This window comes from Bradyrhizobium sp. BR 1433 (assembly GCF_051547665.1).
Taxonomy (GTDB): Bacteria; Pseudomonadota; Alphaproteobacteria; order Rhizobiales; family Xanthobacteraceae; genus Bradyrhizobium; species Bradyrhizobium australafricanum.
In genome coordinates this window covers 546,229-567,588 of sequence record NZ_JBPUGG010000001.1, presented here as the reverse complement: position 1 = coordinate 567,588, position 21,360 = coordinate 546,229, and the positions used below count along the sequence as shown (strand labels likewise).

At 59.2% G+C, this 21,360-nt stretch carries 26 protein-coding genes and 1 pseudogene; 6 read left to right on the top strand and 21 right to left on the bottom strand.

Going from position 1 to position 21,360, the window contains the following annotated elements; genetic code table 11:
- Positions 1-18: 18 nt before the first annotated feature.
- Positions 19-234, bottom strand: a complete 216-nt coding sequence (locus tag ACSKB9_RS02900; protein ID WP_438071574.1) for a hypothetical protein — start codon at positions 232-234, stop codon at positions 19-21.
- A 449-nt stretch (positions 235-683) separates the two neighbouring features.
- On the bottom strand, positions 684-1,253 hold the full coding sequence (locus ACSKB9_RS02895) for a hypothetical protein (RefSeq protein ID WP_438071572.1): 570 nt from the start codon (positions 1,251-1,253) through the stop codon (positions 684-686).
- Positions 1,254-1,413: 160 nt separating this feature from the next.
- Here ACSKB9_RS02895 and ACSKB9_RS02890 point away from each other — a divergent pair, with 160 nt between their 5' ends.
- The 3 genes from ACSKB9_RS02890 to ACSKB9_RS02880 are packed head-to-tail and all read left to right on the top strand — an operon-like array spanning position 1,414 to position 2,031.
- Positions 1,414-1,542, top strand: a complete 129-nt coding sequence (locus ACSKB9_RS02890) for a hypothetical protein (protein WP_438071570.1) — start codon at positions 1,414-1,416, stop codon at positions 1,540-1,542.
- Between the two features lie 2 nt (positions 1,543-1,544).
- Positions 1,545-1,748: a hypothetical protein gene (locus tag ACSKB9_RS02885; RefSeq protein ID WP_438071569.1), complete on the top strand. Its 204-nt coding sequence runs from the start codon at positions 1,545-1,547 to the stop codon at positions 1,746-1,748.
- A 28-nt stretch (positions 1,749-1,776) separates the two neighbouring features.
- A complete protein-coding gene (locus tag ACSKB9_RS02880; protein ID WP_438071568.1) occupies positions 1,777-2,031 on the top strand; it encodes a hypothetical protein in 255 nt (84 codons plus the stop codon).
- 479 nt (positions 2,032-2,510) lie between these two features.
- Here the strand turns inward: ACSKB9_RS02880 and ACSKB9_RS02875 are convergent, their stop codons facing one another.
- The 18 genes from ACSKB9_RS02875 to ACSKB9_RS02790 all read right to left on the bottom strand — a co-directional run bounded on the left by ACSKB9_RS02875 (position 2,511) and on the right by ACSKB9_RS02790 (position 16,292).
- Positions 2,511-2,972 (bottom strand): hypothetical protein, encoded by a 462-nt coding sequence (locus ACSKB9_RS02875; RefSeq protein ID WP_438071566.1) that lies wholly within the window; start codon positions 2,970-2,972, stop codon positions 2,511-2,513.
- Positions 2,973-3,635, bottom strand: a complete 663-nt coding sequence (locus ACSKB9_RS02870; RefSeq protein WP_438071564.1) for an SPRY domain-containing protein — start codon at positions 3,633-3,635, stop codon at positions 2,973-2,975.
- On the bottom strand, positions 3,632-4,171 hold the full coding sequence (locus ACSKB9_RS02865; RefSeq protein WP_438071562.1) for an ATP-dependent Clp protease proteolytic subunit: 540 nt from the start codon (positions 4,169-4,171) through the stop codon (positions 3,632-3,634). Before ACSKB9_RS02865 ends, ACSKB9_RS02870 begins: the two co-directional genes overlap by 4 nt.
- 129 nt (positions 4,172-4,300) lie before the next feature.
- Complete coding sequence (locus ACSKB9_RS02860) at positions 4,301-5,428, bottom strand: hypothetical protein (RefSeq protein ID WP_438071561.1); 1,128 nt, start codon at positions 5,426-5,428, stop codon at positions 4,301-4,303.
- Positions 5,429-5,579: 151 nt separating this feature from the next.
- Complete coding sequence (locus tag ACSKB9_RS02855; RefSeq protein ID WP_438071560.1) at positions 5,580-6,578, bottom strand: terminase TerL endonuclease subunit; 999 nt, start codon at positions 6,576-6,578, stop codon at positions 5,580-5,582.
- Positions 6,481-7,275, bottom strand: coding sequence for a terminase large subunit domain-containing protein (locus ACSKB9_RS02850; RefSeq protein WP_438071558.1), 795 nt, complete (start codon positions 7,273-7,275; stop codon positions 6,481-6,483). The genes ACSKB9_RS02855 and ACSKB9_RS02850 overlap by 98 nt, the downstream gene beginning before the upstream one ends.
- Positions 7,268-7,648 (bottom strand): hypothetical protein, encoded by a 381-nt coding sequence (locus tag ACSKB9_RS02845; protein WP_438071556.1) that lies wholly within the window; start codon positions 7,646-7,648, stop codon positions 7,268-7,270. The genes ACSKB9_RS02850 and ACSKB9_RS02845 overlap by 8 nt, the downstream gene beginning before the upstream one ends.
- 544 nt (positions 7,649-8,192) lie before the next feature.
- Positions 8,193-8,579, bottom strand: a complete 387-nt coding sequence (locus tag ACSKB9_RS02840) for a hypothetical protein (RefSeq protein WP_438071554.1) — start codon at positions 8,577-8,579, stop codon at positions 8,193-8,195.
- Positions 8,579-8,992, bottom strand: coding sequence for a hypothetical protein (locus ACSKB9_RS02835; protein ID WP_438071552.1), 414 nt, complete (start codon positions 8,990-8,992; stop codon positions 8,579-8,581). Before ACSKB9_RS02835 ends, ACSKB9_RS02840 begins: the two co-directional genes overlap by 1 nt.
- The gene (locus ACSKB9_RS02830; protein ID WP_438071551.1) at positions 8,985-9,581 is read right to left on the bottom strand and encodes a hypothetical protein; all 597 of its coding nucleotides are present in this window, start codon (positions 9,579-9,581) and stop codon (positions 8,985-8,987) included. The genes ACSKB9_RS02835 and ACSKB9_RS02830 overlap by 8 nt, the downstream gene beginning before the upstream one ends.
- Before the next feature lie 105 nt (positions 9,582-9,686).
- Positions 9,687-10,112: a hypothetical protein gene (locus ACSKB9_RS02825; protein WP_438071549.1), complete on the bottom strand. Its 426-nt coding sequence runs from the start codon at positions 10,110-10,112 to the stop codon at positions 9,687-9,689.
- A gap of 11 nt (positions 10,113-10,123) precedes the next feature.
- Complete coding sequence (locus ACSKB9_RS02820; RefSeq protein ID WP_438071547.1) at positions 10,124-11,299, bottom strand: phage major capsid protein; 1,176 nt, start codon at positions 11,297-11,299, stop codon at positions 10,124-10,126.
- Entirely contained in the window at positions 11,296-11,811 is a 516-nt protein-coding gene (locus ACSKB9_RS02815) for an HK97 family phage prohead protease (RefSeq protein ID WP_438071545.1), read from the bottom strand. Before ACSKB9_RS02815 ends, ACSKB9_RS02820 begins: the two co-directional genes overlap by 4 nt.
- Entirely contained in the window at positions 11,808-13,019 is a 1,212-nt protein-coding gene (locus tag ACSKB9_RS02810) for a phage portal protein (RefSeq protein WP_438071543.1), read from the bottom strand. Before ACSKB9_RS02810 ends, ACSKB9_RS02815 begins: the two co-directional genes overlap by 4 nt.
- Positions 13,020-13,601: 582 nt before the next feature.
- Positions 13,602-14,735 carry a hypothetical protein gene (locus tag ACSKB9_RS02805; protein WP_438071541.1) on the bottom strand — a complete coding sequence of 378 codons (1,134 nt, stop codon included), beginning with the start codon at positions 14,733-14,735 and terminating at the stop codon, positions 13,602-13,604.
- Complete coding sequence (locus ACSKB9_RS02800; RefSeq protein WP_438071539.1) at positions 14,735-15,079, bottom strand: hypothetical protein; 345 nt, start codon at positions 15,077-15,079, stop codon at positions 14,735-14,737. Before ACSKB9_RS02800 ends, ACSKB9_RS02805 begins: the two co-directional genes overlap by 1 nt.
- Complete coding sequence (locus tag ACSKB9_RS02795) at positions 15,076-15,999, bottom strand: hypothetical protein (RefSeq protein ID WP_438071537.1); 924 nt, start codon at positions 15,997-15,999, stop codon at positions 15,076-15,078. Before ACSKB9_RS02795 ends, ACSKB9_RS02800 begins: the two co-directional genes overlap by 4 nt.
- Positions 15,996-16,292 carry a DUF6074 family protein gene (locus tag ACSKB9_RS02790; RefSeq protein WP_438071536.1) on the bottom strand — a complete coding sequence of 99 codons (297 nt, stop codon included), beginning with the start codon at positions 16,290-16,292 and terminating at the stop codon, positions 15,996-15,998. The genes ACSKB9_RS02795 and ACSKB9_RS02790 overlap by 4 nt, the downstream gene beginning before the upstream one ends.
- A gap of 471 nt (positions 16,293-16,763) precedes the next feature.
- On the opposite strand from ACSKB9_RS02790, the gene ACSKB9_RS02785 reads away from it, so the two are divergent.
- From ACSKB9_RS02785 to ACSKB9_RS02775, 3 genes and pseudogenes are all read left to right on the top strand, one after another.
- Positions 16,764-17,492 carry a DUF6338 family protein gene (locus ACSKB9_RS02785; protein ID WP_438071535.1) on the top strand — a complete coding sequence of 243 codons (729 nt, stop codon included), beginning with the start codon at positions 16,764-16,766 and terminating at the stop codon, positions 17,490-17,492.
- A 431-nt stretch (positions 17,493-17,923) separates the two neighbouring features.
- Positions 17,924-18,283: pseudogene (locus ACSKB9_RS02780) on the top strand (retron St85 family effector protein); the annotation flags it as partial.
- A 466-nt stretch (positions 18,284-18,749) separates the two neighbouring features.
- Complete coding sequence (locus ACSKB9_RS02775; RefSeq protein ID WP_438071533.1) at positions 18,750-19,700, top strand: retron St85 family RNA-directed DNA polymerase; 951 nt, start codon at positions 18,750-18,752, stop codon at positions 19,698-19,700.
- Positions 19,701-20,526: 826 nt separating this feature from the next.
- Here the strand turns inward: ACSKB9_RS02775 and ACSKB9_RS02770 are convergent.
- Complete coding sequence (locus ACSKB9_RS02770; protein ID WP_438071531.1) at positions 20,527-21,228, bottom strand: hypothetical protein; 702 nt, start codon at positions 21,226-21,228, stop codon at positions 20,527-20,529.
- Between the last annotated feature and the right edge of the window lie 132 nt (positions 21,229-21,360).

The following is a 21,360-nucleotide window of genomic DNA, read 5'->3' as shown; positions in this document are numbered from 1 at the left end:
CAAGCGGTTTCCGACGCATCAGGCGATCAGATCCTCCGCCTTCTCGACGAGCTCCATCCCGTCATCCCTAAGCCCGTGACGTCGGGAAATGTCCCGCTCCAGTTTAAGACGATGCCACTTCGGCAGCGCACCCTTTGCCCGCGTGGGCTGACAGTAGAAGCCCAACGACACCTTGTTGAGGAAGGCATCAACGCTGGGCTCGTCACAGAATGCCGCCGCAGTTTCGGCGCGCATCTCCAGGGGCCAAGCTCCAACTGGGTTTGAGACTGGTCGAACCATTTTCTGGGCGGTCTCCGCCATTCGGTAGTCGAACGGCACGCGGTCACTTATGCGGCTGCTTACCACGGGCGCTCTAGTAGAAATTTAGAGTCGCCCGGTTATCCACGATAATCATTTTGGCCCGTAGCGATATCAGGGGCTTAGAGGCCAGAACGAAACGCGTCGTTTACTTGACGATCCCTGTTGGTTGTCGGGTGGAAGTGAAGATTCTAATTGACGACAGCGCTAATCGGACCACGCCGGATCACTGATTCAAATCAACCCGGCTGCCCATCGGAAATACTGACGATCCCAAAGGGGGACCACAAGGTGGCGCGGTGCGGGCTGTCAGGCAGGCAGGGGTAAACGCGCCCAGCCCCGGCGCGACGTCTCCGCACCGGGGCCATTCAAGGGTTTAGACGCTGCTAGGCGGCGAACGATTCGCGCAATGACGATGCAGCCTCGCCCCCGACGAGTTCGATCAGCAGCCGGCGGGCCATGAGCTCCCGGTAATCGAGCTCATCGTCGCGGTCTCGCCAGTCCAGCACACAGTAGAGTGCCACAGCCACCTTCGCCTTCCGGCCGGCCTCCGTGTACGCCGGGAGAGCCCACATTTCGTCAATCAAATCGAACATGCGGTCGAAGTGCCCATTGCTCAGCTCAACGAGCCGACCGTGCTCTTTCCACTCCGGCATGGCCCAGACGATCTGCCACCGCTCGTCGTCGGTGAGCGTCAATCGCCCCTGCTTCATTTCCTCGTAGAGCCGCCCGGCCTCGCGGCGCCAAATGTCGTCTAACCGGTGAATCTCCTCGTAAGGCGCGATTGCGGCCCGCCAGGCGTCGAAGATTTTCTCCTCGAGCCGGAGCAGCGCGCTGTCATCATCGGGGGAGGCCGCCGCCATCGCGGCGACCGGCACCGCCGCTGCACCGGCCAGACCAGCCAGCAATTTCGAGAATTGACGGCGTGTGGTAGATGTTCGAATAGCCTGTGTCATAGGACCTCAACTCCTGTGGTTCGGGTTAGGGCCGAGGTGGAAGCTAGACCCTTCCCCTCGGCTCGCTTTTGGGGTATCCCATATTCATGGCGAAGTCAATTCGGGGTATCCCAAAAAGAGGCGCGGACGACCGTCGACCGGCGGGCGACGCGACGGCGTCATGGTGCGTCTTGAAGAGGATCAGTTCGAGGCGCTTGATCAATGGATTGCGCGGCAGGACGCGGCGCTGTCGCGGCCTGAGGCCATACGACGGCTGGTCGAGATCGGGCTGCAGGCGAAGGGTAAATAGGAATGGCTACACGCTGGCTTTTCACGACAGACGGGCAGCCGGCCTACTACCAAGAAGGCGATTACATCTATTCGAAAGACGGGCAGACGGCTTTTTCAGTCGCTGGCGGTTGGTGGTACCCAATCAACGGCGGGGTTGCGCCGTACTACGTCTCTGACGGTTGGATCTACACCACAGAAGGGAAGCCAGCCTTTTACTTCGGCTAGGCTAGAGGGACCACCAGAGCCCACGAAAATGACACGCACTCCCAAATACGATGACGCAGTCATCGAGATCGAAGCCGGGGAATTTGAAGAGCCGGATAGCGATGACGAGGCCGGAATCCGGTTTTTCGTCACGCTCGTAGAGAAGTCCGGCAATAGGACAGACCTAGCTGACTTCAGAGACTACTATGAGGCTGTCACCTTCGCGCACGAGACGGCGAAGCAATTCGGTGTGCCAACCGTGCACGACACTGGCGAAGAGGTCGGCCTTATCGAGAAGAAATGACGGTTCTACGCGCATTCGCCCCGCATCCTGTAGGCCGATTGCCTGCAAGCCGACGAGCAGAACAGCGCGTCCGAGCGCGTGCTGGAAAAGCCGCCCTTGCAGGTCTGGCAGACGAGGAATTTAATGCGATTGCGAGCGCGAAGGTCGCGAGCGTAGCAAGCTTGGCACCTGCCGCGGACGGCGTCGACCTTCACCTCTTTCCGGCAGTCGCTGCAATTGATCATGTTACAAATAAGCGTAGTTCGGAATAGGAACGACGCCTACTTGTAACACATCCAGTGTCGATTTGGAATCCCTAACTCTTGCTGTCACCCTACGGTTGATTCAGAATTCAGTAGGTTTTCACCGGAGCTAGACGACAGTGGTGGCCTTAGGGATTCTGATCGCGGTATTGGTCGCGGTCCACTTCATCGAACGGGCGGTCTACCACAAGCGCATGACCGAGCACGCGATGCGCGCCGTCGCGGGCAAGTAGCGCCCTACCCAATCTGATCGAACGTAACCCTCACTTCCGCCAGAGCGGCGACGAAGTTCGACACGTCGCTGTCGAGACCGGGCGGTGCGATGTTGGACGCGGCGCCGATCGGGATCACGTCGGCTGAGAAGCAAGAAACCGTATCGTCCCTGAAGCTTCGGAGCCTCGACGCGACGGTCTCTGCGAGGTCGAGCGCGGCCGGCAAGCCGGACTGTGCAGGAACGAACACGTAAGTCTCGACCGTACCATTGTTCCTGTACCGGTTCTGCCCCCTGCCCCCGCCGAATTCGATCGGACCGTTGCCAGACCCTTCATTATTGAAGATGACGAAGCCGAATGGCACCGGATCATCCGGCAATGGGTCGCTTGGCTCACCATGCCAACGCAACGGAATGGTGATGCCGGAGTCGTCAGCCTCTAGGCGCGCGCGAATTGCCAATAGGGCTTGGTTTGCTGTTGCACTCATTTAAACAAACCATCCTGGCGTAAAACCGGCTGGGACAGCGCCGGCAAAGGATCGTGCCCCAAAGTTCGCGGTGTAGATGTCGTTGTTAATTCCGAAGCCAACTGCAGGGATTACTGAGCCGGCCGGAATGGCGACGCCATTAGTACTGGACGCAGGATCGCCGGCAGCAGAAGCACCGTTCCATAGTCCGCCATCAGTGACGTTCTTGAACCAGACTTTTCCGTTGTCGATATCTACGGCTATGCCGATCACGTCACCCACGGTGATGAGCCCTAAGCTAAAGCTCGAATAGGCACCGTTCAGCCAAATCTGCCCCTGCGGGATGTTGCCTTGGAAGAGCATTGTCGCATTGTTCGGCCCCGCGAGATCGCCAACGGTCGCAGACGTTGATGCGATCCCGATTTCGCCGCCAAAAAGAAATCCTCCGAGAGAGACCCACTGAATTTCGAAGTAGTATTTTCCTGATGACTTCGCCTCGCTGGCGAACACCAATGCCCCTCCGCCACCCGGCGCCGTGCCTGTAACGGTCAGATTATGATTGCTCACCACCGCATGGATTGCGGTTGATGGGTCGAAGTTGGCGGCCGTCCATCCGAACGAACAGCGGATGTATGGCACTGCCGTGAATTCCACTGCGTAGATGTCGTCGACCCGCTTGTTCACGCCCCGAACTCCGCGATCGAGTGAACAAAGCCGTTGGTCAAAGCCTCGGTCGCATTCCAGATGCGATTTTCGGCAATCCACGCGCGGGCCGTCTGCTCGGTGACATCGAGGCGAGACTTGAGCAGCGAGGTCGTAACGTCGTCGGTATCGCAGAGACTTTCGTTGATCGCATGCCGCTCTTCAGCGGATAGAAACTGCATCGCCTTGAACTGCTGTTCGCCGTAGCACCTGACAGCTGCATGTACTAACACGCGTCCCTCCGGGGCGATGGTTCGAACGTCCGCCGATAGCGCGAGAAGTACCGCGCTGGAGCTGCATCGGCCGATTATCTGAGCCTCAACGCGCCACGGGTGCGCCAGCACCGCCAAGGCAATCTGCAAGGCGTCATCTGCGACCCCACCCGCATCATCGATCTTCAAGACAATGCTGTGGTCGCGCGCATCGTTAATTGACTGCAGATACGCCGCTACGTCGCGGCGCTGCGCTTTCCCCTTCGCGTAATCGACCGCCGACGGCGGCTCAGAGAAGAACTCCAAGACAAGTGGAGTTCCTGCACCGTGCGGCCGGCATGGTGGGTTGGGAAATCGCGGGAGCACGGACGGGCACCGCCGTGGGGCGGCTGAAACCACGATGATTGTTTCGTCGCTTGTCGATGTCATCTGTGGCTAAGAGCCGATCACGCCCACGAAGCCCCCGCCGCCGCCCGATGTTCCATCATCGAATGCGCTGGCCAGAAGCCCGATGTAATAATGATCGAGGCTCGAATTGGCATTGGCGAACGCACCAGATGCCCGGCTGATGCCATAGCCACTGGTACCCCAAGGGTCTGACGCGCGATGAGCAGCGTTGCCCAGCGTCTTGAAATAAGCGCTGATGCTTCCCGCGCCCGGTGTGAACACGGCGCCGATCGGCTGGTTCGCGGTCGTAGAGTACGGCGAAGAGAACATCTTGTAGAAGAAGCCGCTATTCGACGAGAGCGTTTTTGCCACGATGGATGCAGACTTCTGGACGGCCGGCGTCCCGAGCGGATCGCTGTATAGGTTCAACGTGACGTCGTTGCTGAACGCGCCCCAGCCGTAGATCCCAAAAATCTTCATCGGCACGGGCATTTGATAAAGCTGCCCGTACTCCTTGGTAGCCGAGCCGCTATTCCAGAATTTGCTGCCCATGGTGGACGCGACGTCACCGCCCTGAATCCATCCGGTGGCACCATCGGCGAACGTTATGAGGACATTCGGAATAGACGCAGCTTGTCCTGTGTACGAGCTGCCATTGTACGTCGTCACCGTAGGCGACATGATGCCTACGGTAGCGGGGCCAGGTAGATCAATGCGGACTATGTCAGAGCCACCGCGCGCGGTCATCTGGATCACGAAGGCGACGAGATCGCCATGAGCGATTGTCTTGGATCCGGTCGTCGGGACGCTGGTTTGCCACGCGCTATCTGTGATCCCGCCGCCGTTGCCAGCAAACACGGCTGCAACATCGAGTGTGGCGACGCCCGCCGAATTAACGGCGCGTCCAGGTTGACCATTGCTGGTATCGACGGCAGCAAGTCCTACCGAAACAGAGGTACTCGGATTGACGAACGTAATACCATCGGAGCGCCAACCGATCGATGACGACCCGGTCGTGTCGATCGTATGTGAGCCTTGGTCGGATGTTTCAATTTGGCCGATACAAATTACAGCCTGATTGAGCAAGCCGGCGTTAAACGATCCAAGCCCGTTGATCGGGTTGAAGTTCGGGCTAGGTCCGAGAAACGTAGGTCTAGCGAGCGTTTGAAGCGTCATCGTCTTTAGTGGCTCCTGAGCGTGGCGTTAGAAAGAGATGCAGCGTCAAACGTCGTTGGTGTGAACCCGCCGCCTCCCACCAAAGGCTTAGGGGCCGGCCGTGCGAGAATTTGCGGACTAAAGAACACCTAAATCTCTCCTGATGGGGATCTCAAACATGCAAAATTCCATCCGACCTATCGTCAAAATCGTATGCTGAGCGGCTTTCGCCCGCGGTTGCCGCGCCGATCGCCATGATCAGTGCATCAATGCCGTCGATTTTTTTCGGTAAGTCTTTGTGCTCTTTCTTCGGAAGGATCGAACCGTTCACGCGGCGGTCGACGACACAGTTCGACGCCATCCAGGTCAGAACCGGATTGCCATCGAACCGGAATTTCTTGATCTCGACCCAAGCCTCGAGCAGCTTCGCCGGCTCGCTGTAGGTTTCGGGCTTCTTATGCACGATCTCGGCCGGAAGGCCGTCTTCCATGAGATTTGCGGCGATCTGGGCTGATCCATAGTGCTCAAGGCGAATGCTCATGATCTGATGTGCTTCGCACAGCGCGCGGATGTCCTGCTCGATCGCGTTGTGATCGATAAAGTCGCCCTTGGTCGTGGTGATGAAACCTTGGTCCGCCCACACCTTGTAATGTGTAGTGGTGCGGTGCGCGCAGATCTCGACCAGGTCCTCAGGCAAATAGAATCGCGCGAATGCATGATGGATGCCGTCACGCTCAAACACGATGACGAGTGCGGCAACGTCGTTCGTGTCTGCCAAGTCGACGCCGATCCAGGCCAGCTCGCCCGCGAAGTCGTCGATCTTCAGCGAAGTGTCGGCGCAAGATTTCCAATTCTCGATCGACAGCCAGGTCGCGTGTGAATTTTGCCAGAGGTTGAGCCGTTTGGTGCGGAATTCGCCCTCACTGGCCGGCGAGTTCTTGGCTTGCCGGGCATAGGCGCGCATCTTCTCGATATCGACCGAGACGTTTAGGTTGGGGTTGGCCTTCGGCCAGACACTCTCGTCGAAGGGGTTATCCCCCTCGTCAAGCGTGTAGATGACGCCGAAATAGCTGTCATCTTCGACCACACCCTCTAAGACCTTGCACAGATAGTCCCGCTGCTCGTAACAGACGCCGATCGTGGAGTAGCCCGCGGTCGTAATCATCCACATCAGCGGATTTTTCCGAGCGCCAGTGGCAGACCGCCAGCACGTCGAACAACGAGCGATCCTTGTGAGCGTGCAGCTCGTCGATCACGGTCAAGTGTGGGTTTAGACCGTCCTGTGTGGAAGACTTCGCGTTGATCGGCTGAATGCTGCCGTTGTTCTGGTGGCAGACCACCGAATTCGCCATGACCTCGAGGCCGAACGCCTCTCTCAGGTCCGGGGTTCCGCGGGCCATCTTGCTCGCGACGTCGAACACGATGCGCGCCTGCCCGCCCGTCGTGGCCGCTGTCTTGATCTGGGGTCCCACCTCTCCGTCACAGGTAAGACAGTACAGGGACACACCAGAGGTCAGCGCCGATTTTGCGTTCTTGCGGGCGACCTCGACATAGGACTGCTCGAAGCGACGTCCGCCGTCCGATTTCCGACGCCATCCGAACACACAGACCAGCAACCAGATCTGCCACGGCTCAAGTGTGATCGTTGGTGATGCCCACTTACCCTCTACATGCGGCAGCTTCTGGATGAAGTCACAGACGTCGGAGGCATGCCAGGTGCTGAATGTGTACCTGAACGCATCGTCACCAGAGCGCGCTAAATCCTGAAGGTGCCGCCGACATGCAAGCCGGGTCCACTTGCCGGCGACGACCGCACCGACGAGGACGTCACGGCAATACTGCTCGGCGACGCCGGGATAATCACGCATCGGAGCGATCGTCCCGTGGTTTTGCCGCAGCTTGCGCCGAAACCATATGCTCAGCCGGCGGGGGCTGACCGTTGCCGGCGAACTTGCCCGCCTTCGGCTGCTTCGGTGATCCGATCTGCGATGCCGGCGTGTCGAAAAACTCCGCGGCATAGGTCCGGTAGGCCGAGAGTTGGCTGGTGGGCGGTGTGAGTTTCTTGACGAACTGCTCGATCAGCGACGCCTCAAGAGAGCAATACTGGGCCATAGCGCTCTCACATCCGACCACCGATTGGCCGCGATCGGCGTATGTCGCGACCTTCTCCGCCCACAGCTTGGCCGCTCGACCCTTGAGCCAGGCCGGCTTAACCGGCTCCCCGTCAAGGGCGGAAACCACTCGTTCTCGCCGTCGAGCGGGCTGATCGGTGCCAGAAATGACCTTCAGCTCCGGCGGCTTCCCCTTGGGTCCTGGCCGGCTCATGGCAGAATTTCCGTTTTCGTATCCTGCATGGCCAAAAATTCGACCCCGGAACCGGTCCCAAGGGGGTAAGCCAAAGTCTGCCGATGCCCCGGGGGTCCCATGACGCCATCGCGGGCTGCCCGCTTCTCCTGAGCCTGCTTGCGGCTGGAATGGCAGGGGGACGAGGCCATCGGCTGCCAGTTGCTGCGGCTCCAGAACAGCCGCTGATCACCACGGTGGGGGACCCTATGGTCGACCATGTCAGCCAATCGGCCGCAGCCGCAGGCGCAGCGCTGGTTCTCAGGACGCGCCAAGAACGCCTTGCTCTCTCGTTCCCACTTGGTGGTGTAGCCACGCTCGCGTGCTGATGGCCTGCGCTTATCGGCCTCGGCCTTGCGAGCCTGTTGGCAGACGCAACGCGAACCGGCAGCGACGCGCCGACCACAGGTACAGATGCGGGGTGCTCGCATTGGCATGGCACCTACCCCGTACAGCTCAGTTCGATACGAATGCACTCACCACGGTCGAAGACCGGCTTGACGTTGGTCAGTGCTCGCTGAGGACCGCGCACGAAGATGGCATCGCTTGTGCGGGGAAAGCGCAGATCAGTTGGATCGATGATGCCAGCCGTTTGCCCGTTCGGCGTGAAGCCGCCAGGCCATTGCCTACGGTCGAACAGATGTGTCGGCGAAATGATGATGAAGAGGCTTTGCTGCGTGATGTTGCCGATCAACTGCTCCGCGGTCAGGGCGCGCACGATCGCAGGCACCTGAGCCCGGACGTTCGTTCCTGAGGTGGTGCGCTGCAGCCAAACGGACTCGCCGCGCTTGTCTAACCACCGGTCCAGTTGGGACAGCAGTCGGTTCATTAGCGAACGCTGGCCCTCACGCTGAGCGAGGTGCTTCCGGCATAGGTGCCCACTGTGGTGATCTTGGCACGGAGCGCAGAGCCAAGAATGCCGTCCTGGACGGTGTTGTCCGACATGGCGCCATCGGTCGGAACAATGGCCGTGGTAACCGGCGTCAGCCCAGACAGGTTGATGATCTTGGTGCCGCTCGACGTGGTGAACGCAAGGCAGGCGATGTCGAGCCAGGTCTGACCAGCATCAAGCGTGGTCTGAATCCAGACCTTGGCGCTAGTGCCGCCCGATCCATAAGCGAACTGCGCCTCGATCGTCGCGGCGTTCATGCCCTCGAGGTCCTGGATCGAGGTTTGCGCCGAGCCACTCAACGCCGTGGTGACACCGAGCGCTGCCAGCGTGTAATCGCCTGGATTAAGCATTGGAAAATTTCCTGTAGGGAGCGAGAAGCGCCTCGACCTCGGGCGTGAAGCCTCCGGAGAACGGCGCGAAATAATCGGTGCTGCCGGCGCCCTCGACGGTTTCGCTGCGGACGAGCGGGTCCCGATCGCCGGAGGAATAGAATTGCTTTACGAGTTCGATGGTCGCTCGCTCGACAGGTTCCGGGACATCGTCCGGAAGGTCATAGCCAGCGCTATAGACCACGGTGACTTTTCCCTGTGGCCATCGCACCGCGCATCCAGAGCGTAAACGCTCAATGATCCCGGCTTCGAGGTCCGCCTCGAAGTCATCCTCGGACAGTTCGGTGTCGTTCTCGACGATCGAGGTAATCGCGGTGACCGGATAGCGCCCAGTCGTCAGGCCATGCGGACCGCAGCGGACGCGGAAGATCTCCTGCACAGTCTCCAGGGCAAACACCCGGTTGCAGTATGAAGCAACGATTCCGCTTGCCTGGCTGATCAGCTTCTTCAGCTTGTCGTCAGAGCCACGGTCTACGATGCCCAGCTCCGCCTTGACGGTGTCGAGGCGGGTCAGACTGATATCACTGCTGGCAACGGTGACCGTGATCATGATCTCGTTCCGAATAGACGGGGTGCGGCGTCGTTCGACATCGATCCGGCGGGGAAGACTTGAGCTTCACCGCACCCCTAGCCCCTGCCGAGACAGGGGCATTCGTTACTGCGGCGGGTTCGCAGTCGGCACGCTGGACGGCTTGCCGAGCAACCACATGCCAGCCAGGAACAGGTTGCCCGTGTTGCCGGTCGGTGTGATGGTTGCGCGGATGTACCGTTTCGAGCCGATGTAACCGAGCTTCCGAACCTCGCCGTCGTCGGCGAAGGTGAAGCCGGCCAATGCCTCGGTGCCGATCATGTCCTTATCGGCGACGGCAGCGGCGCCGCTCATTCCGCTGTCGTTGCTCTCCTCGAGCAGCACCGCGAAGGTCGCGTCCGCGTCCGACAGGGTGCCGGTGACGAAAGCCAGCGTTGCCGAGCCGTAGCCCAGCACGTCGAGGATGGCGCTGACTTGGGCGGTGTTGTCAGTGACCGCCGCGGCCGGCGCGAACGCCGTCTTGAGGTGAATGTTATTTGCCTGATCGCGCATTGCGGTCATCCTTAGGAGGTTGCGATTTTGAGCTTGCGGAGGGCTTCGGCCTTGCCGACGCCACCAGCGACACGGCGCCGGCCATGGAAGCGGGTCATGCCCTTCGTGGCTTGGCTGTACGGGTCGCGGAGGATCGACAGCGCGACGCGGTCGAAGATCCGATAGCCCTGCTGGAAGTCGCCGAAGATGATGGGGAAGTTGCCGGCGCCGACGTCAGGCATATCCGGCATCTCGACCACCGGGCGGCCCAGGATCGTGGTCACCGGGGCGTTGTTGATGCCCTGCATGGCGGTCAGGTAATTGCCCGCGGTGTCTTTCAGCTTGCGGATGGCGCCGAGCGTGGTGCTATTCATGCCCCAGACCGCATTCGCCCGATAAGGCGACTTCAGCGCATGATACAGGTCGATCAGGCCATCAGCCTTGACGTTGCTGGCATCGGTGCCCGGCGTGTAGGACAAATTGCTGTCCTGCATGAAGCCGATCGGCGACAACTGAGAGGCACCGTTGACGAACGCGGTGCCCTCCTTCGCGCCCATGTCCTCGGCGAATTCGAAGGCAAGCAGCGCGGGAATGTCGAAGGTCGAATCCTCGAGCATGGCGTTGGACACGTCGACATAGGCCGCGATCTCGCGGACCTCGTAGCGGTTCTCGCCGAAGGTCACGGTTGTTTCGGAACGGTCGTCGGTCTCACCGACCCACGCCGACGTCAGGCCACCGGTCCGCTTGGGCCAGCGGACGGCACCGGAGCCGGTCGACATGACGCGCGCAACCGAGCGAACGGGCGAAAACAGGACGATGTTGCGGTCCAGTTCCTGCTGATATGAGTCGGGAGCCAGGTAGCCGCCGGCAGTGTCGTCCGAGACACGCAGCGACTTGGCCTCGTCGGCCGACAGCCGTTCAGCACCGCGGCGGATGAACGCATCCCAAGCCTTCTTCTCGATCTCGGCGTCAGGGTTTGCATCACCGGCGGTCGCGCCCGGCCGGTTCATCTTGGCTTCGAGCTTGTCGAGGCGGTCCTGCAAGTTCTTGTGGTCGATGGTCTTGCCCTCGACCGCGGTGAAGCGGTCGTTGACGGACTTGGTCAGGTCTTCGAGCGCCTTCTGCACGATCGCAGCCGGGTCTTCGTCGCCGTCCTTAAGTTCGATCGCGCCGGACAGCATGCGGCGCTTATGGTCATGGAAGCTCATTTGGATGCTTTCAGTTGGAGGGCTGCGCTGGCCCGGTTAATCGCGTCGGCCAGCGCAATGAGAGCCGCCGCGGATTTCGCTGAAGTCACGCGGGCGCCGGGATGCGCCGGCACGGTGACCAATGAAACCTCGACCAAGTCGAGGGACTTGATGACGCGCCCGCCTCCTCGGCGAGCGTTGGCGGATTTCGTGATGAAGCCGATCGAAAGGCCGGTGACGGCGCCAGACTTGACCAGCGCGCGGACTTCCTTGGCCCTAGCGACGTCATCGACCAGCAATCGGCCCTTCACCTGGAGGCCCTTTGCGGTCTCTTCGAGCTGGTCCCACGCGCCAAGCGGCTGCGATGGGTCATGAGCGAAAAGCAACGGCAGCGGCGGCTTGGCTGACTTGAACGCGCCCGGGGCAATCTCGTCGCCGACCCGGTCCGGCGTCCCGAACGGCCAGGCAATGCCGCTGATGACCCCGGCGTCGTCGACCGCAATGTCAGCCTTGAACTCGAATTTACCGTTCATGCGACCGCCTGCAGGCTTGGCTTGGGCGCTGGCTTGTTGTCGGGGGTGACGCCAACGGCATTTGCCGGCGGCCGGAGGGTCGCACCGCCGTCGATCGGTCCCCGGTTGTCGATCGCCCTCACCTCGTCAGGAACCATCCACGGGCCGCCGCAGGCCTTGGCAAAGGCCTCGAAGCGGGCGGCCAGGTCAGCCCGGACAAGCGTGTCGGTCAGGAATTCGGGATAGAAGGTCTTCTGCTCTTCCTCGGTTAGCAGCCGAGAGATGGCGCCCTCCCAGAGCTTGCAGCGGCCCAGCATGGTGAAGCTGAGGAAGGCTTGACCCATCTCCTCGGCGTTGGCCCAGGTCGCACGGCCGAGCTCGTACAGCAGCGTCGGGGGGATGCCGAGCGCGCGGCCGATCTCGAGGATCTGGAAGTTGCGCATCTCCTGGAACTGGAGATCGACCGACGAGAAGGTCAGCGCCTCGAATTCGGCACCGTCTTCGAGGATAGCCGTGCCGCCGGCCGCCTCCCCAGTCTGATCGTTGCGCCAGCTTTTCTTGAGCCGGGCATAGGCGGTGTCGCTGAGCTTGGTCTTGGCCTTGATGACACCGGACGGTCGGGCGCCATTGCCGAGAATCCTGGATGCGTGCCGCTCCAGCGCGATGGCGAGGCCGATTGCCTCGGCGCATTCGCGGATTGCAGACCGCTTGTTCCAGGAAGAAACGTGGAGGATATCGCGCCAGCTATACTCGCGGGCCGGTCCCGCCGAGACGGTGACCCGGTACGTCGGCTCCATCGTGATCAGGTCGAACGTGACGGCCACCGACGTCGGGTCGAGCCGGATCAGTTCGATGATCTTGCCGTTAACGCGATTGGCGAAGGCGTAGCCGTGACCATGGTCGAGGACATCGTTTTCTAGCGTCGCCACGAACTCGGTCGCCGAAGTCCAGCCGTTCGGTCGATCGTGCAGGAGTGCGTAAAGAGGATGGTCGGTTGCCTCGACGCTGGCGTCGCCTTCGCGGCGATACATCTTCAACGACAGAGTGGCGAGGGTTTCGCAGCGAATGCGTTTGCCGGCGTGAACTGCCGGACAACGATCAGCGATGCGTGGAGATACGAGAATGCCCGCCGCAGTCTGCGCGCCAAAATCAATTAGCGCCTGCCAGCTTGCAGGGTCATAGAGGGACTTCGTGCCGAAGCCGAAGATGTTTTTCAGACGATCGAACAACCAATCTTCTCCGCCTACGCGTAGGTGTAAGGCGAAGAGTTGTCGCGTCGCTATTCCTGAAACCTGCCACTACCTGCCAAAACCTGACAGAATGTGACAATCAGGCTTCCTTCTGACCCAGTCGCGCAGTTCGCTCCTGAATGCATGGTACCTGCCGCAGGGCTTGTAGATCGGCGCATCCGGCTCCTCTGCGCGCCGGTAAACCGTTCGAACCGAGCAGCCCATCTCAAACGCAATTGCCTTTGCGCCGATGACCTTGTCGTCAGCGTCACGCTGCATCAGGACCCCGCTTGATCCGATTGCTGCGCCGCGCCTTCCGCGCCGCCTGCCGGGCTAACTTGCGAGCCGTCGCGGCTTGGCGCTCCTCCCTCTCGATCGCTATCAAGTCGACGTGCGAGGTATCGGGCCAGGTCGTCTTCGGACTGAGCGAAAGCCACAATGGGGTCAATTGATCCAGAGAATAGTAGCGCGTCCGGATACGGCCATTTCCGTCAACGAAAGCGCAGACGGCAACACCGCGGTCCGTTTCCAGTAGGAGCATAGGTGCTGAGTTGCCAGCGCGAACCATTTTTCCGCGCGCGCTCATACTGCGTCCTCCAATGACCATTCGTTGGAGGACCTGCGGTCAATCGTGGTGAAATCGGCGTCATCATCATCGCTATTCGCCGGAGTGAAATTTAGCGGCACCTCCAAGAATGGTCGGCGGGTCGTACGCCATATTGAGCGCAGCCCTTTCGTTTTGACTTCTTCCTGACGGAGTTCGCCGGACAGTACCCCGATCACTATCTCTGAAATGAGGTCATCCCTGAAGTCTCGATCAAGCCGCGCAGGGACCGATGCACTTGCTTGGCGGTACACTTCGTTGGCCAGAAGTCCGGTACGCAACACGTCTTGCCGGTAGACGGGCCTTGGGCCCTTCGCAACGGACCGGCGATGCGCCGCAATAGGTCGGCTATCCAGCGCATTTCGCAGAGCCTCCGATCGTGCCGTAGTCTTCAGTGCCCATTTATACACCACTGATTTTGGCATGAGCGGAGATTGCAGAGCGGATTCGACGCTGGTCTCCGTTGTGCACCGAATGACTTCCAACGCTTCTTGGAAATCAGCCTCCGTCCAACGCCGCTTGCGCTTCTTAAACCGGCCGGCTCCGAGAGCACTGGGTCCCGCTTCTCTAGCTGCAATGGCCGCGTTGAATTGCGCCGTTCCGGAATCGTCACTCCTCATCATCCGATAAAGAGATGGCGAATCGACTCCACACATTGAACAAGCTGAGTTTATGGACCGGCCGCCCTCGATGAGGGACAGTATCTCCGCGAATTTCACGCGCGCCCGCGCTTCGCCGACGACTTTTTTCGGCCGCGCATCGTTCAACCTTTGGCGATAGTCTGGATGTTTCCGGAGGAATTGCTTGAACGCCGGCCAGTTTGGAAACTCCGGCCGCGAGCGACACGCGGCCTTAATCTGCATCCCGCCGGCCACAAGCGCAATGATCGCGTCGAAGTGACTTGCCGAGCGACCTCGCGGAGTTCGGCAGGATTGCGCCCGCGCCCACTCAAACCGTTTTCGTCGGTGCGGAAAGCGGTCGTTGTAGACAAAGCCCTTCCAGGTGTTGAGGCACGGGAAGCGGGGGTTCGTCTTCAATATCTCGGGAACAGACATTCCGCTGGCGACGAGTGCGATGATGTCGTCGAAGTACAACTCGACTTTGTTGGCCATCAACCGCGCTTCCTACGACGAAACCGCGTCGACCTTTTGGCCTGCAATTCCTTGCGCAGTTGATGCGTGATCTCGAAAATCGCCGCGCTGCAGTCCCTGATGTAGCTTCGACGGACATGCACTCTGACCCGCTGGCCGCCGCCATTGGGTCGAGTGTAGATGGTCGAATAGCAATCGCTCTTGGTGCTCGACAGCGTCCATGGGAATGCCCGCGTCCAGCCGTCGCCGACGTTGCCGTAGGCGGTCTCCAGGAAGTTCGGCTTGCAGGGCGCTAGCGAGGTGCTAGCGCCGTCCACCGGGTATTCCACCGGAGTTTGCGGAAGTGCTGCTGCTTCGATGCTCATGCTGCTTTCCTCTTGAGGTGAGCGAGCCGCAGTTCCACGAGAACTGGTTCACCCAGCTCGCCGCGGGACTGCAACACCGTCAGGTTACGGAGGTGGTCGGGTTCGAGGCTCTGCAGGATCTCCCAGCCGTCGCGCCCGAGCCGGGCCGCGATCGTCGATTGGAGATGGTCCAGCCTGCTGCTGTCGGCGTCGGTCGCGACGCCCGCGCCGACCGTTCCGCGATCATTAGAACGATCGTCTAGCGCTCTGGGTGCCGCCGCCCCGCTCGCTACGGCGCCCCCTGACGGGCGCGCTTCGCGGGGCGGCTGTTTGGTACTCCCACCCCGAGATATAGAAGCTACGTCGGAGTTTCCGACGCGGGCTACCAGGTCGGAGTTTCCGACCCGGCTTTGTTCTGTTTCAGGTCGGACTTTCCGACCCGAAACTTGCGGAGACTCCGACCCGGTTTTCTGTTTTTGGTGGGCCTGCTTGGATCGCTCGACGGCCTCGGCGCCTTTGGCCCGTCTGGCTTCAACGGCAACGTTCTTGGCCTGTTCTTTGGTGGTGATGGATCGCCAATCGTGTGTCGGATCGGCCCTGTCCGTGTGTAGGTAGGTCAGCCGATATTGGCTGGCCTCACGGTATTCTCGGTTGCCACCCCTTCCTTGCTTGGTGATCTCGATGAGCTTCAACGCCGCCAAACACCGGATCGACGGCGCGACGGCTTCCCGATCGACGCCGAAGTCGACGAATTGCTGATGGGTCACCACCAAGGCGCCGTTGCTCGTCCCGCCGTGATGGGCGAGCTCGATTTCCAGCCGTATCAGTACGCGGTGCTCCGACTGGTTGAGGACCCGCATGACGGGGGATTCCAGCATCTCGACGAGCCGCCCAATGAACTGGCCGCCAATCGTCGTCTTGCGTCTCTTTCCCCGCGTCATGCCTGCTCCGGGGTACCGAAGGTGAGGCGCCACATGACGGTTCGGATGGCCATCTCCATGGCCGCCAGCTCGCGCATGATGGCAGTCGGGTCGACGCCGCGGCGGCGAAGTGCGTCGGCCTGGCATTGAAGCTGGCGCTGGATGTGCTGCTCAGCCTTCTCAGGCTTGAGGCAGAGCGCGTATTCAGCCTGCCGGTGGATAAGGTCCAGGCGCCGGGCCAACGGGAACGGGATCACCGCCGCAGACGCGACGACCTCCCCTTCAGGCCGAGGTGATTTCCGTTCCGACAGCACGAAATTCTCCTTTCCGATCAATGCCGGAACGAAGCGTGAAGATGTCGGAATGGGGATTGAAACTGCTAAGCCGTCATCCGGCTTTTAATCATGGGGTCGAGGGTTCGAGTCCCTCCGCGCTCACCAAAACGCTCGACAAATCAATATTTTAGAGAATTGCTGGACTTGGTATAAGTTTACAATCCGGGCAAAAGGTTTACAAAGTGCCCGTGTAGACCGCGCTGACCCCGTGACTTGGAAACGTTGAACCCGTGACTTTGCCCGGCAACGGACTTCGTCCATTGTTGTCTTACTTTTCCCGCCCAGCTGAAAAACGCCAATTGTGAACTGGCTCACAGTTGCTCGATGCGCTGGCTGCTAATAGCAGCCTTTGCTTGGGGGATTTCACGGGCTCGATTGCAGGCGCCGGCGGGACACTATTTTCGAGCCCGCGGCGACGCATTTTTTTTGGGGCTAGCGATAGTGGAAGGCTTGGCAAAGATCGATGCGATCTACGTGGCCCTCGTGTTCATCGTGCCGGGCTACGTTTTCCTCTGCATTCGAAACCAATTTGTTGTCGGTCAAGGTAAGCTCGGGAAGGAGCAACTTCTCAGCTACGTTACCGTGAGCGGGGTGAACTTCGCGCTTTGGGGCTGGATCATCTACTTCGCCTACCAGTACGAAGCCTACATACCTGTAAAAGCGGTCGCGTGGATTACGGTGATTATCGCGATTCCCGCGATTTCCGGCGCAGCTATGGGCGTGTGTAATCAGCGCGACTATTTTCGCAAGGCATTCCATCGCGCTGGCCTAACGCCCTCTCACTCCGTCCCAAGCGCATGGGATTACAAGTTTTCACGGTCCCCCGGCGAATGGGTCTTGGTCACGCTGAAAAGTGGGACGCGGTTTGCCGGCTGGTGGGCTGGTCGGTCGTTTGCCTCGGACGCGCCTAGCGAGCGGGATCTCCTGATCGAGCAGGTGTACGAGATTCCCGACGACGGACCTTGGACCCCAACACGAAAAAGCGTGCTGATCATGTCAGGCGAAATGCAGACAATCGAATTCATTCCCCAGGAGATTGCAAATGAACAGGAAGCCACCTCCCCCACCCCAACCTCGCGGCCATCAGCCTCTTCAGAAGGGCCATCAGCCGCCGCCACAAAACAAAGTGCAGAGCGGTCATCAGGGGTCTCCCCAGCCGGCCCCGGGCAAGCCGCCTAGCGGCGGATCGAGCGGGAAGCCCCCGACCGGAGCCAACCAGTAGTAGCTCATTCCGTGAGAGCCGCAGGCCAGTATCCACTGCTCATAACGCCCGGTCACACATCCGAGGTTGTCCTCGTCTAATTCGGATAATAGTAGTTTATTGCTTCAAGCTTACGCGTTTGAGCGCATTCGTGTGCTTGGTCTAGCGCTTCGCTGGACCTCATCTTATTGCGGAGTTTTGTTGCCCCGAAAGCTAGCCACTCGCTATCGCCCAAGGGGGACGCTCCGCTCGATAGCGAGTAACTATCTTTCGGGGCTTCAAGGGTAAGCTTGGTGTTGCCATTCGCAGACGACCTGGACGCGGAAAAAATCCACGTCCAGGTCCCCACACAGGTCATTTTCTTATGCGGCGGCCGAATTTCGAGCCTCGCTGAAAAGACCCCCTATCTCTCCGAGATGCATTCTACAAAATCAACGACAACCCGGTACTTCGTAAGCGCGCGCTGATACTCGCCGAGGATATCACCGCACAACTCGCTGTCTTCAACAAATATAAGGACATTCTTGAGTTTGAAACAGACCTCGCCCAAATCGTCGAACTAATCATTCTGTTTTGCGAAAGCGAAGGTAGCCTCGCCGAATTTGGAGCTTTCGCGGTAATCGACGAAATCGCCCAGCGCTTGTTCGTCGTTGTTCGAGAAAAACACTATGAGGACCTATCCTTCATCAAGCTTGGTCCCATTCGTCGCATTCAGAACAAGCATGGTCGAACTCGGTCTTCGTCGTCGACGACGACGATCTTGGAATAAGAGGCAATTCTGTTAGCAATGTAGACCCAGAAGTCTTGAAGGATCGCTTACACCAACCTCTCACAGTTCGGCTCGAACGACCTCGTGAACCAACCACGTTTGATTCGACCAGATCGGGACACGTCATCAAATTGATCGTTGGCCTTGTTCAAGAATATGGCGCTCTCCAAATTTCCGAGATCCGCACTCTGTTGCGCAGCTTAAATGTGAACGGCCCAACCGACGATATGATAGAGCGATATCTCTTCTGCGCGGAGAATGTCGACTGGCTCCGGCGCGTCTCAAAAGGATTGGCAGACTACTTCGTCGCCAGGCCCGCAAGCACCGACGCCGCAACTATACACTCGAAACCGACGGCGAAGGAGCGCAATCGATCACGTAGGCGCGTATTAATCCGAGAGCATTGGCAGCATAACGACGCACAACGGTTTAAGGCAATCGCGCAAGTGCTCCGAGGCACCGGCGCATGAGCGCACTGATGGACGTTTTGACCGCAGGGTCTGGGTTGAGCGACCATGACGTGATGAAGATCGTCTGGAACGCACCATCTCGATACAAGCTCTACGAAATCCCCAAACGTCAGGGCGGACATCGCCTCATTTCTCAGCCTGCCCGCGAGGTAAAGGCTTTGCAAAGAATTTTGACATCTGAAATCCTTTCAACGCTCCCCGTACACCATTCCGCCACAGCTTACCGACTGGGGAAATCGATAAAGGACAACGCCGCCGCGCACGCAGCTAACGGTCCGATCAAGAAATACGACTTTAGGGACTTTTTTCCCTCGATTGTTGCGAAGGATTGGCGAAGCTATTGCCAACGATATGGCGTTTTTTCAGACCCGAGAGACATTTGGATCAGTACGAACCTTTTGTTTCATCGGCGACCGGGTAGCAGCAGATTAAACTTAGCGATCGGCGCCCCTTCGTCTCCCTCGCTCTCAAATGTTCTAATGAACGACTTTGACATCAGATTGTCGGAACTCGTCGCACAGGAGCAGGTGACGTATACGAGATACGCGGACGATTTGACGTTTTCAGCACGGCGTACTGGATTTTTAACTCGCGTCGAGCGCATGCTCCGTCAAGCGATCCGCGAAACCGCCAATCCCACACTCACGCTCAACAACTCGAAAACTGTCGTAGCGACGACAAAGTACAAGCGATTTGTGACCGGTCTGGTTCTCACCAACGATCACAGAGTATCGCTTGGTCACCAGCGCAAACGCACGATACGAGCGGCGTTACATCATTACCTGAACGGCAAGTTGGATATTGCGGAACAGGCGCAGCTCGCTGGCATGATAGCATTTGCAAGCGACATTGAACCCGACTTCATAGTCCGCCTCCAGGCAAAATATGGGTCGGCCGCCTTCCAGCAACTGAAGTCAGCACGCCTGCCCGCCAGACCGCTTATCTAATTGCCAGTCGCCGAACCGAAACGATGCCGTGAGACGCGGGCCGTGTAGATTATGCGTTTTGATGGGGACGCGACAGTGAATGGACTAATTGACCGACCAATCTTGCCGCCATCATATCGCGAGCAAAGCTGTCTTCCTGCCGAAACTCAGTTTTCGATTTGGTTTTTGAGCGTAATAGCCAACTTGATTGACGCTGGGGACGACAATCCCGAATGGATAATTCAAGATCGCGCGCGCGAGCTTGGTTTGGCATGGACCAACGAAAGCTGTCCGGTCTCTTCGCTTTCGATTGTCGCGACCTCAGAAGCATTCTCGCGCGTATCAACACGACGTCTACCCGAGGACGGGCCACATCTCCCGTCCTGGAAGTATCTGGCCCCCGAATTCACATCGTGCACGGCGTGAAGCCAATTCTGCGCGGGCACTTGGAAGTCATCGAAACACTCCGTCTTGCCACGGAGCGATCGTCCGCCGTTTTGCGGCTCATCGACATATTCGATGATAATGGTAAGCTTGATAGACAATCATCACGTCGGTTGGCACTATCATTACTGCAAACCAAACGGCGCTCGCTCTGACACGTTGTTGTCGTTCGACACTAACCAACCAGACTGTTTCGACGCCGAAGGTCGGATACAGAACGTGCCGCTCTTTTGGGAGCGGCACGGCGAAGGTAAGGCAAAATTTCGGGCGAAGGCGCAGCTTTGGGGCGACGATAAGCGGAACAATGTCCTAGAAGCACTCTGTCCCGAGCTCGGCCGTCCGCTTCAGGAGTTTCGAAGGCCGAGCAACGAGGCCTCCCCGGTTTGGCCCAAAACTGCGATACTTAGCGCGCGGCCGAAATCATATTCACCCCGCTAGTCCGCGGGATGTTCCACGGCCCCCGGAAAAGCGCGCCTGCATGCTCTAGGAGGTCGGCCGGGCGATTGTCCGGATGAACGCCCAACCCAAGCGCGCCTGCCGTGGATTGCACGAGCAGTAAGTAGCTAGGGCTTTGCGTCAGGCCAAACGGTATTGTCTGGCTCCGGCACATACGGTTCGGCGTTATCGAAAATGTCCTGCGCAACCGCTTCGAGGTCCCTGCGGATTTTGACGCATTGGGCAGTCGCATCTTTGATTTGCTGAATACTGAAAACGTTGTCGCCGTGCTGCGCGTGGTCGAAGTCGTCCAAATAATCGATGTTTTTTTGTCAACTCCTACCCGATATGGCGCGCGAGGTCGCCCTCTAAAAGACTCTTCGTAGGTTTCGCCATGGGTCAGGTAGTTCCGCTTTTTGAGAAGATCCTTCATCTCCTGGTCGATACGGTTCATCTTGGCTTTGTATTTAGCCATCGTGTCGGATTGCTCGCAGCGCTCTGCAAACCAGGTGATTTTTGGGCCGAACGTGAGCTTGGCGTAATCCTCGAAAAAATATTCCATTGGTATGTCGGAAAGAGACGTACCCAGCACTAGCATTCTCAGCTCAAGCCGGCCCATTTCCGTGAGGAATTCACCGAGGGCCATGTGCATGCGGTCGAGCGGCTTCACCGCCCTTCGACGTTGCCTCCTCCGCCTTTGCGCTCGCCTGCCCTTCTTCGCCATACTCAATTCACTGACAACCCGAGGAGGTTGCCATGCTGATCGGACTGCTCATCACGGCGCTCGTGTTCGCTGGGGTTC

Excerpts from the sequence above, each read along its gene's own strand:
- ACSKB9_RS02830 (WP_438071551.1), bottom strand. The coding sequence starts at position 9,581 with ATGATCACGGTCACCGTTGCCAGCAGTGATATCAGTCTGACCCGCCTC.
- ACSKB9_RS02825 (WP_438071549.1), bottom strand. The coding sequence starts at position 10,112 with ATGCGCGATCAGGCAAATAACATTCACCTCAAGACGGCGTTCGCGCCG.
- ACSKB9_RS02805 (WP_438071541.1), bottom strand. The coding sequence starts at position 14,735 with ATGGCCAACAAAGTCGAGTTGTACTTCGACGACATCATCGCACTCGTC.
- ACSKB9_RS02800 (WP_438071539.1), bottom strand. The coding sequence starts at position 15,079 with ATGAGCATCGAAGCAGCAGCACTTCCGCAAACTCCGGTGGAATACCCG.
- ACSKB9_RS02890 (WP_438071570.1), top strand. The coding sequence starts at position 1,414 with ATGGTGCGTCTTGAAGAGGATCAGTTCGAGGCGCTTGATCAATGGATT.
- ACSKB9_RS02885 (WP_438071569.1), top strand. The coding sequence starts at position 1,545 with ATGGCTACACGCTGGCTTTTCACGACAGACGGGCAGCCGGCCTACTAC.
- ACSKB9_RS02880 (WP_438071568.1), top strand. The coding sequence starts at position 1,777 with ATGACACGCACTCCCAAATACGATGACGCAGTCATCGAGATCGAAGCC.
- ACSKB9_RS02835 (WP_438071552.1), bottom strand. The coding sequence starts at position 8,992 with ATGCTTAATCCAGGCGATTACACGCTGGCAGCGCTCGGTGTCACCACG.
- ACSKB9_RS02820 (WP_438071547.1), bottom strand. The coding sequence starts at position 11,299 with ATGAGCTTCCATGACCATAAGCGCCGCATGCTGTCCGGCGCGATCGAA.
- ACSKB9_RS02840 (WP_438071554.1), bottom strand. The coding sequence starts at position 8,579 with ATGAACCGACTGCTGTCCCAACTGGACCGGTGGTTAGACAAGCGCGGC.
- ACSKB9_RS02875 (WP_438071566.1), bottom strand. The coding sequence starts at position 2,972 with ATGAGTGCAACAGCAAACCAAGCCCTATTGGCAATTCGCGCGCGCCTA.
- ACSKB9_RS02860 (WP_438071561.1), bottom strand. The coding sequence starts at position 5,428 with ATGACGCTTCAAACGCTCGCTAGACCTACGTTTCTCGGACCTAGCCCG.
- ACSKB9_RS02850 (WP_438071558.1), bottom strand. The coding sequence starts at position 7,275 with ATGCGTGATTATCCCGGCGTCGCCGAGCAGTATTGCCGTGACGTCCTC.
- ACSKB9_RS02895 (WP_438071572.1), bottom strand. The coding sequence starts at position 1,253 with ATGACACAGGCTATTCGAACATCTACCACACGCCGTCAATTCTCGAAA.
- ACSKB9_RS02855 (WP_438071560.1), bottom strand. The coding sequence starts at position 6,578 with ATGTGGATGATTACGACCGCGGGCTACTCCACGATCGGCGTCTGTTAC.
- ACSKB9_RS02795 (WP_438071537.1), bottom strand. The coding sequence starts at position 15,999 with ATGACGCGGGGAAAGAGACGCAAGACGACGATTGGCGGCCAGTTCATT.
- ACSKB9_RS02775 (WP_438071533.1), top strand. The coding sequence starts at position 18,750 with ATGAGCGCACTGATGGACGTTTTGACCGCAGGGTCTGGGTTGAGCGAC.
- ACSKB9_RS02815 (WP_438071545.1), bottom strand. The coding sequence starts at position 11,811 with ATGAACGGTAAATTCGAGTTCAAGGCTGACATTGCGGTCGACGACGCC.
- ACSKB9_RS02900 (WP_438071574.1), bottom strand. The coding sequence starts at position 234 with ATGCGCGCCGAAACTGCGGCGGCATTCTGTGACGAGCCCAGCGTTGAT.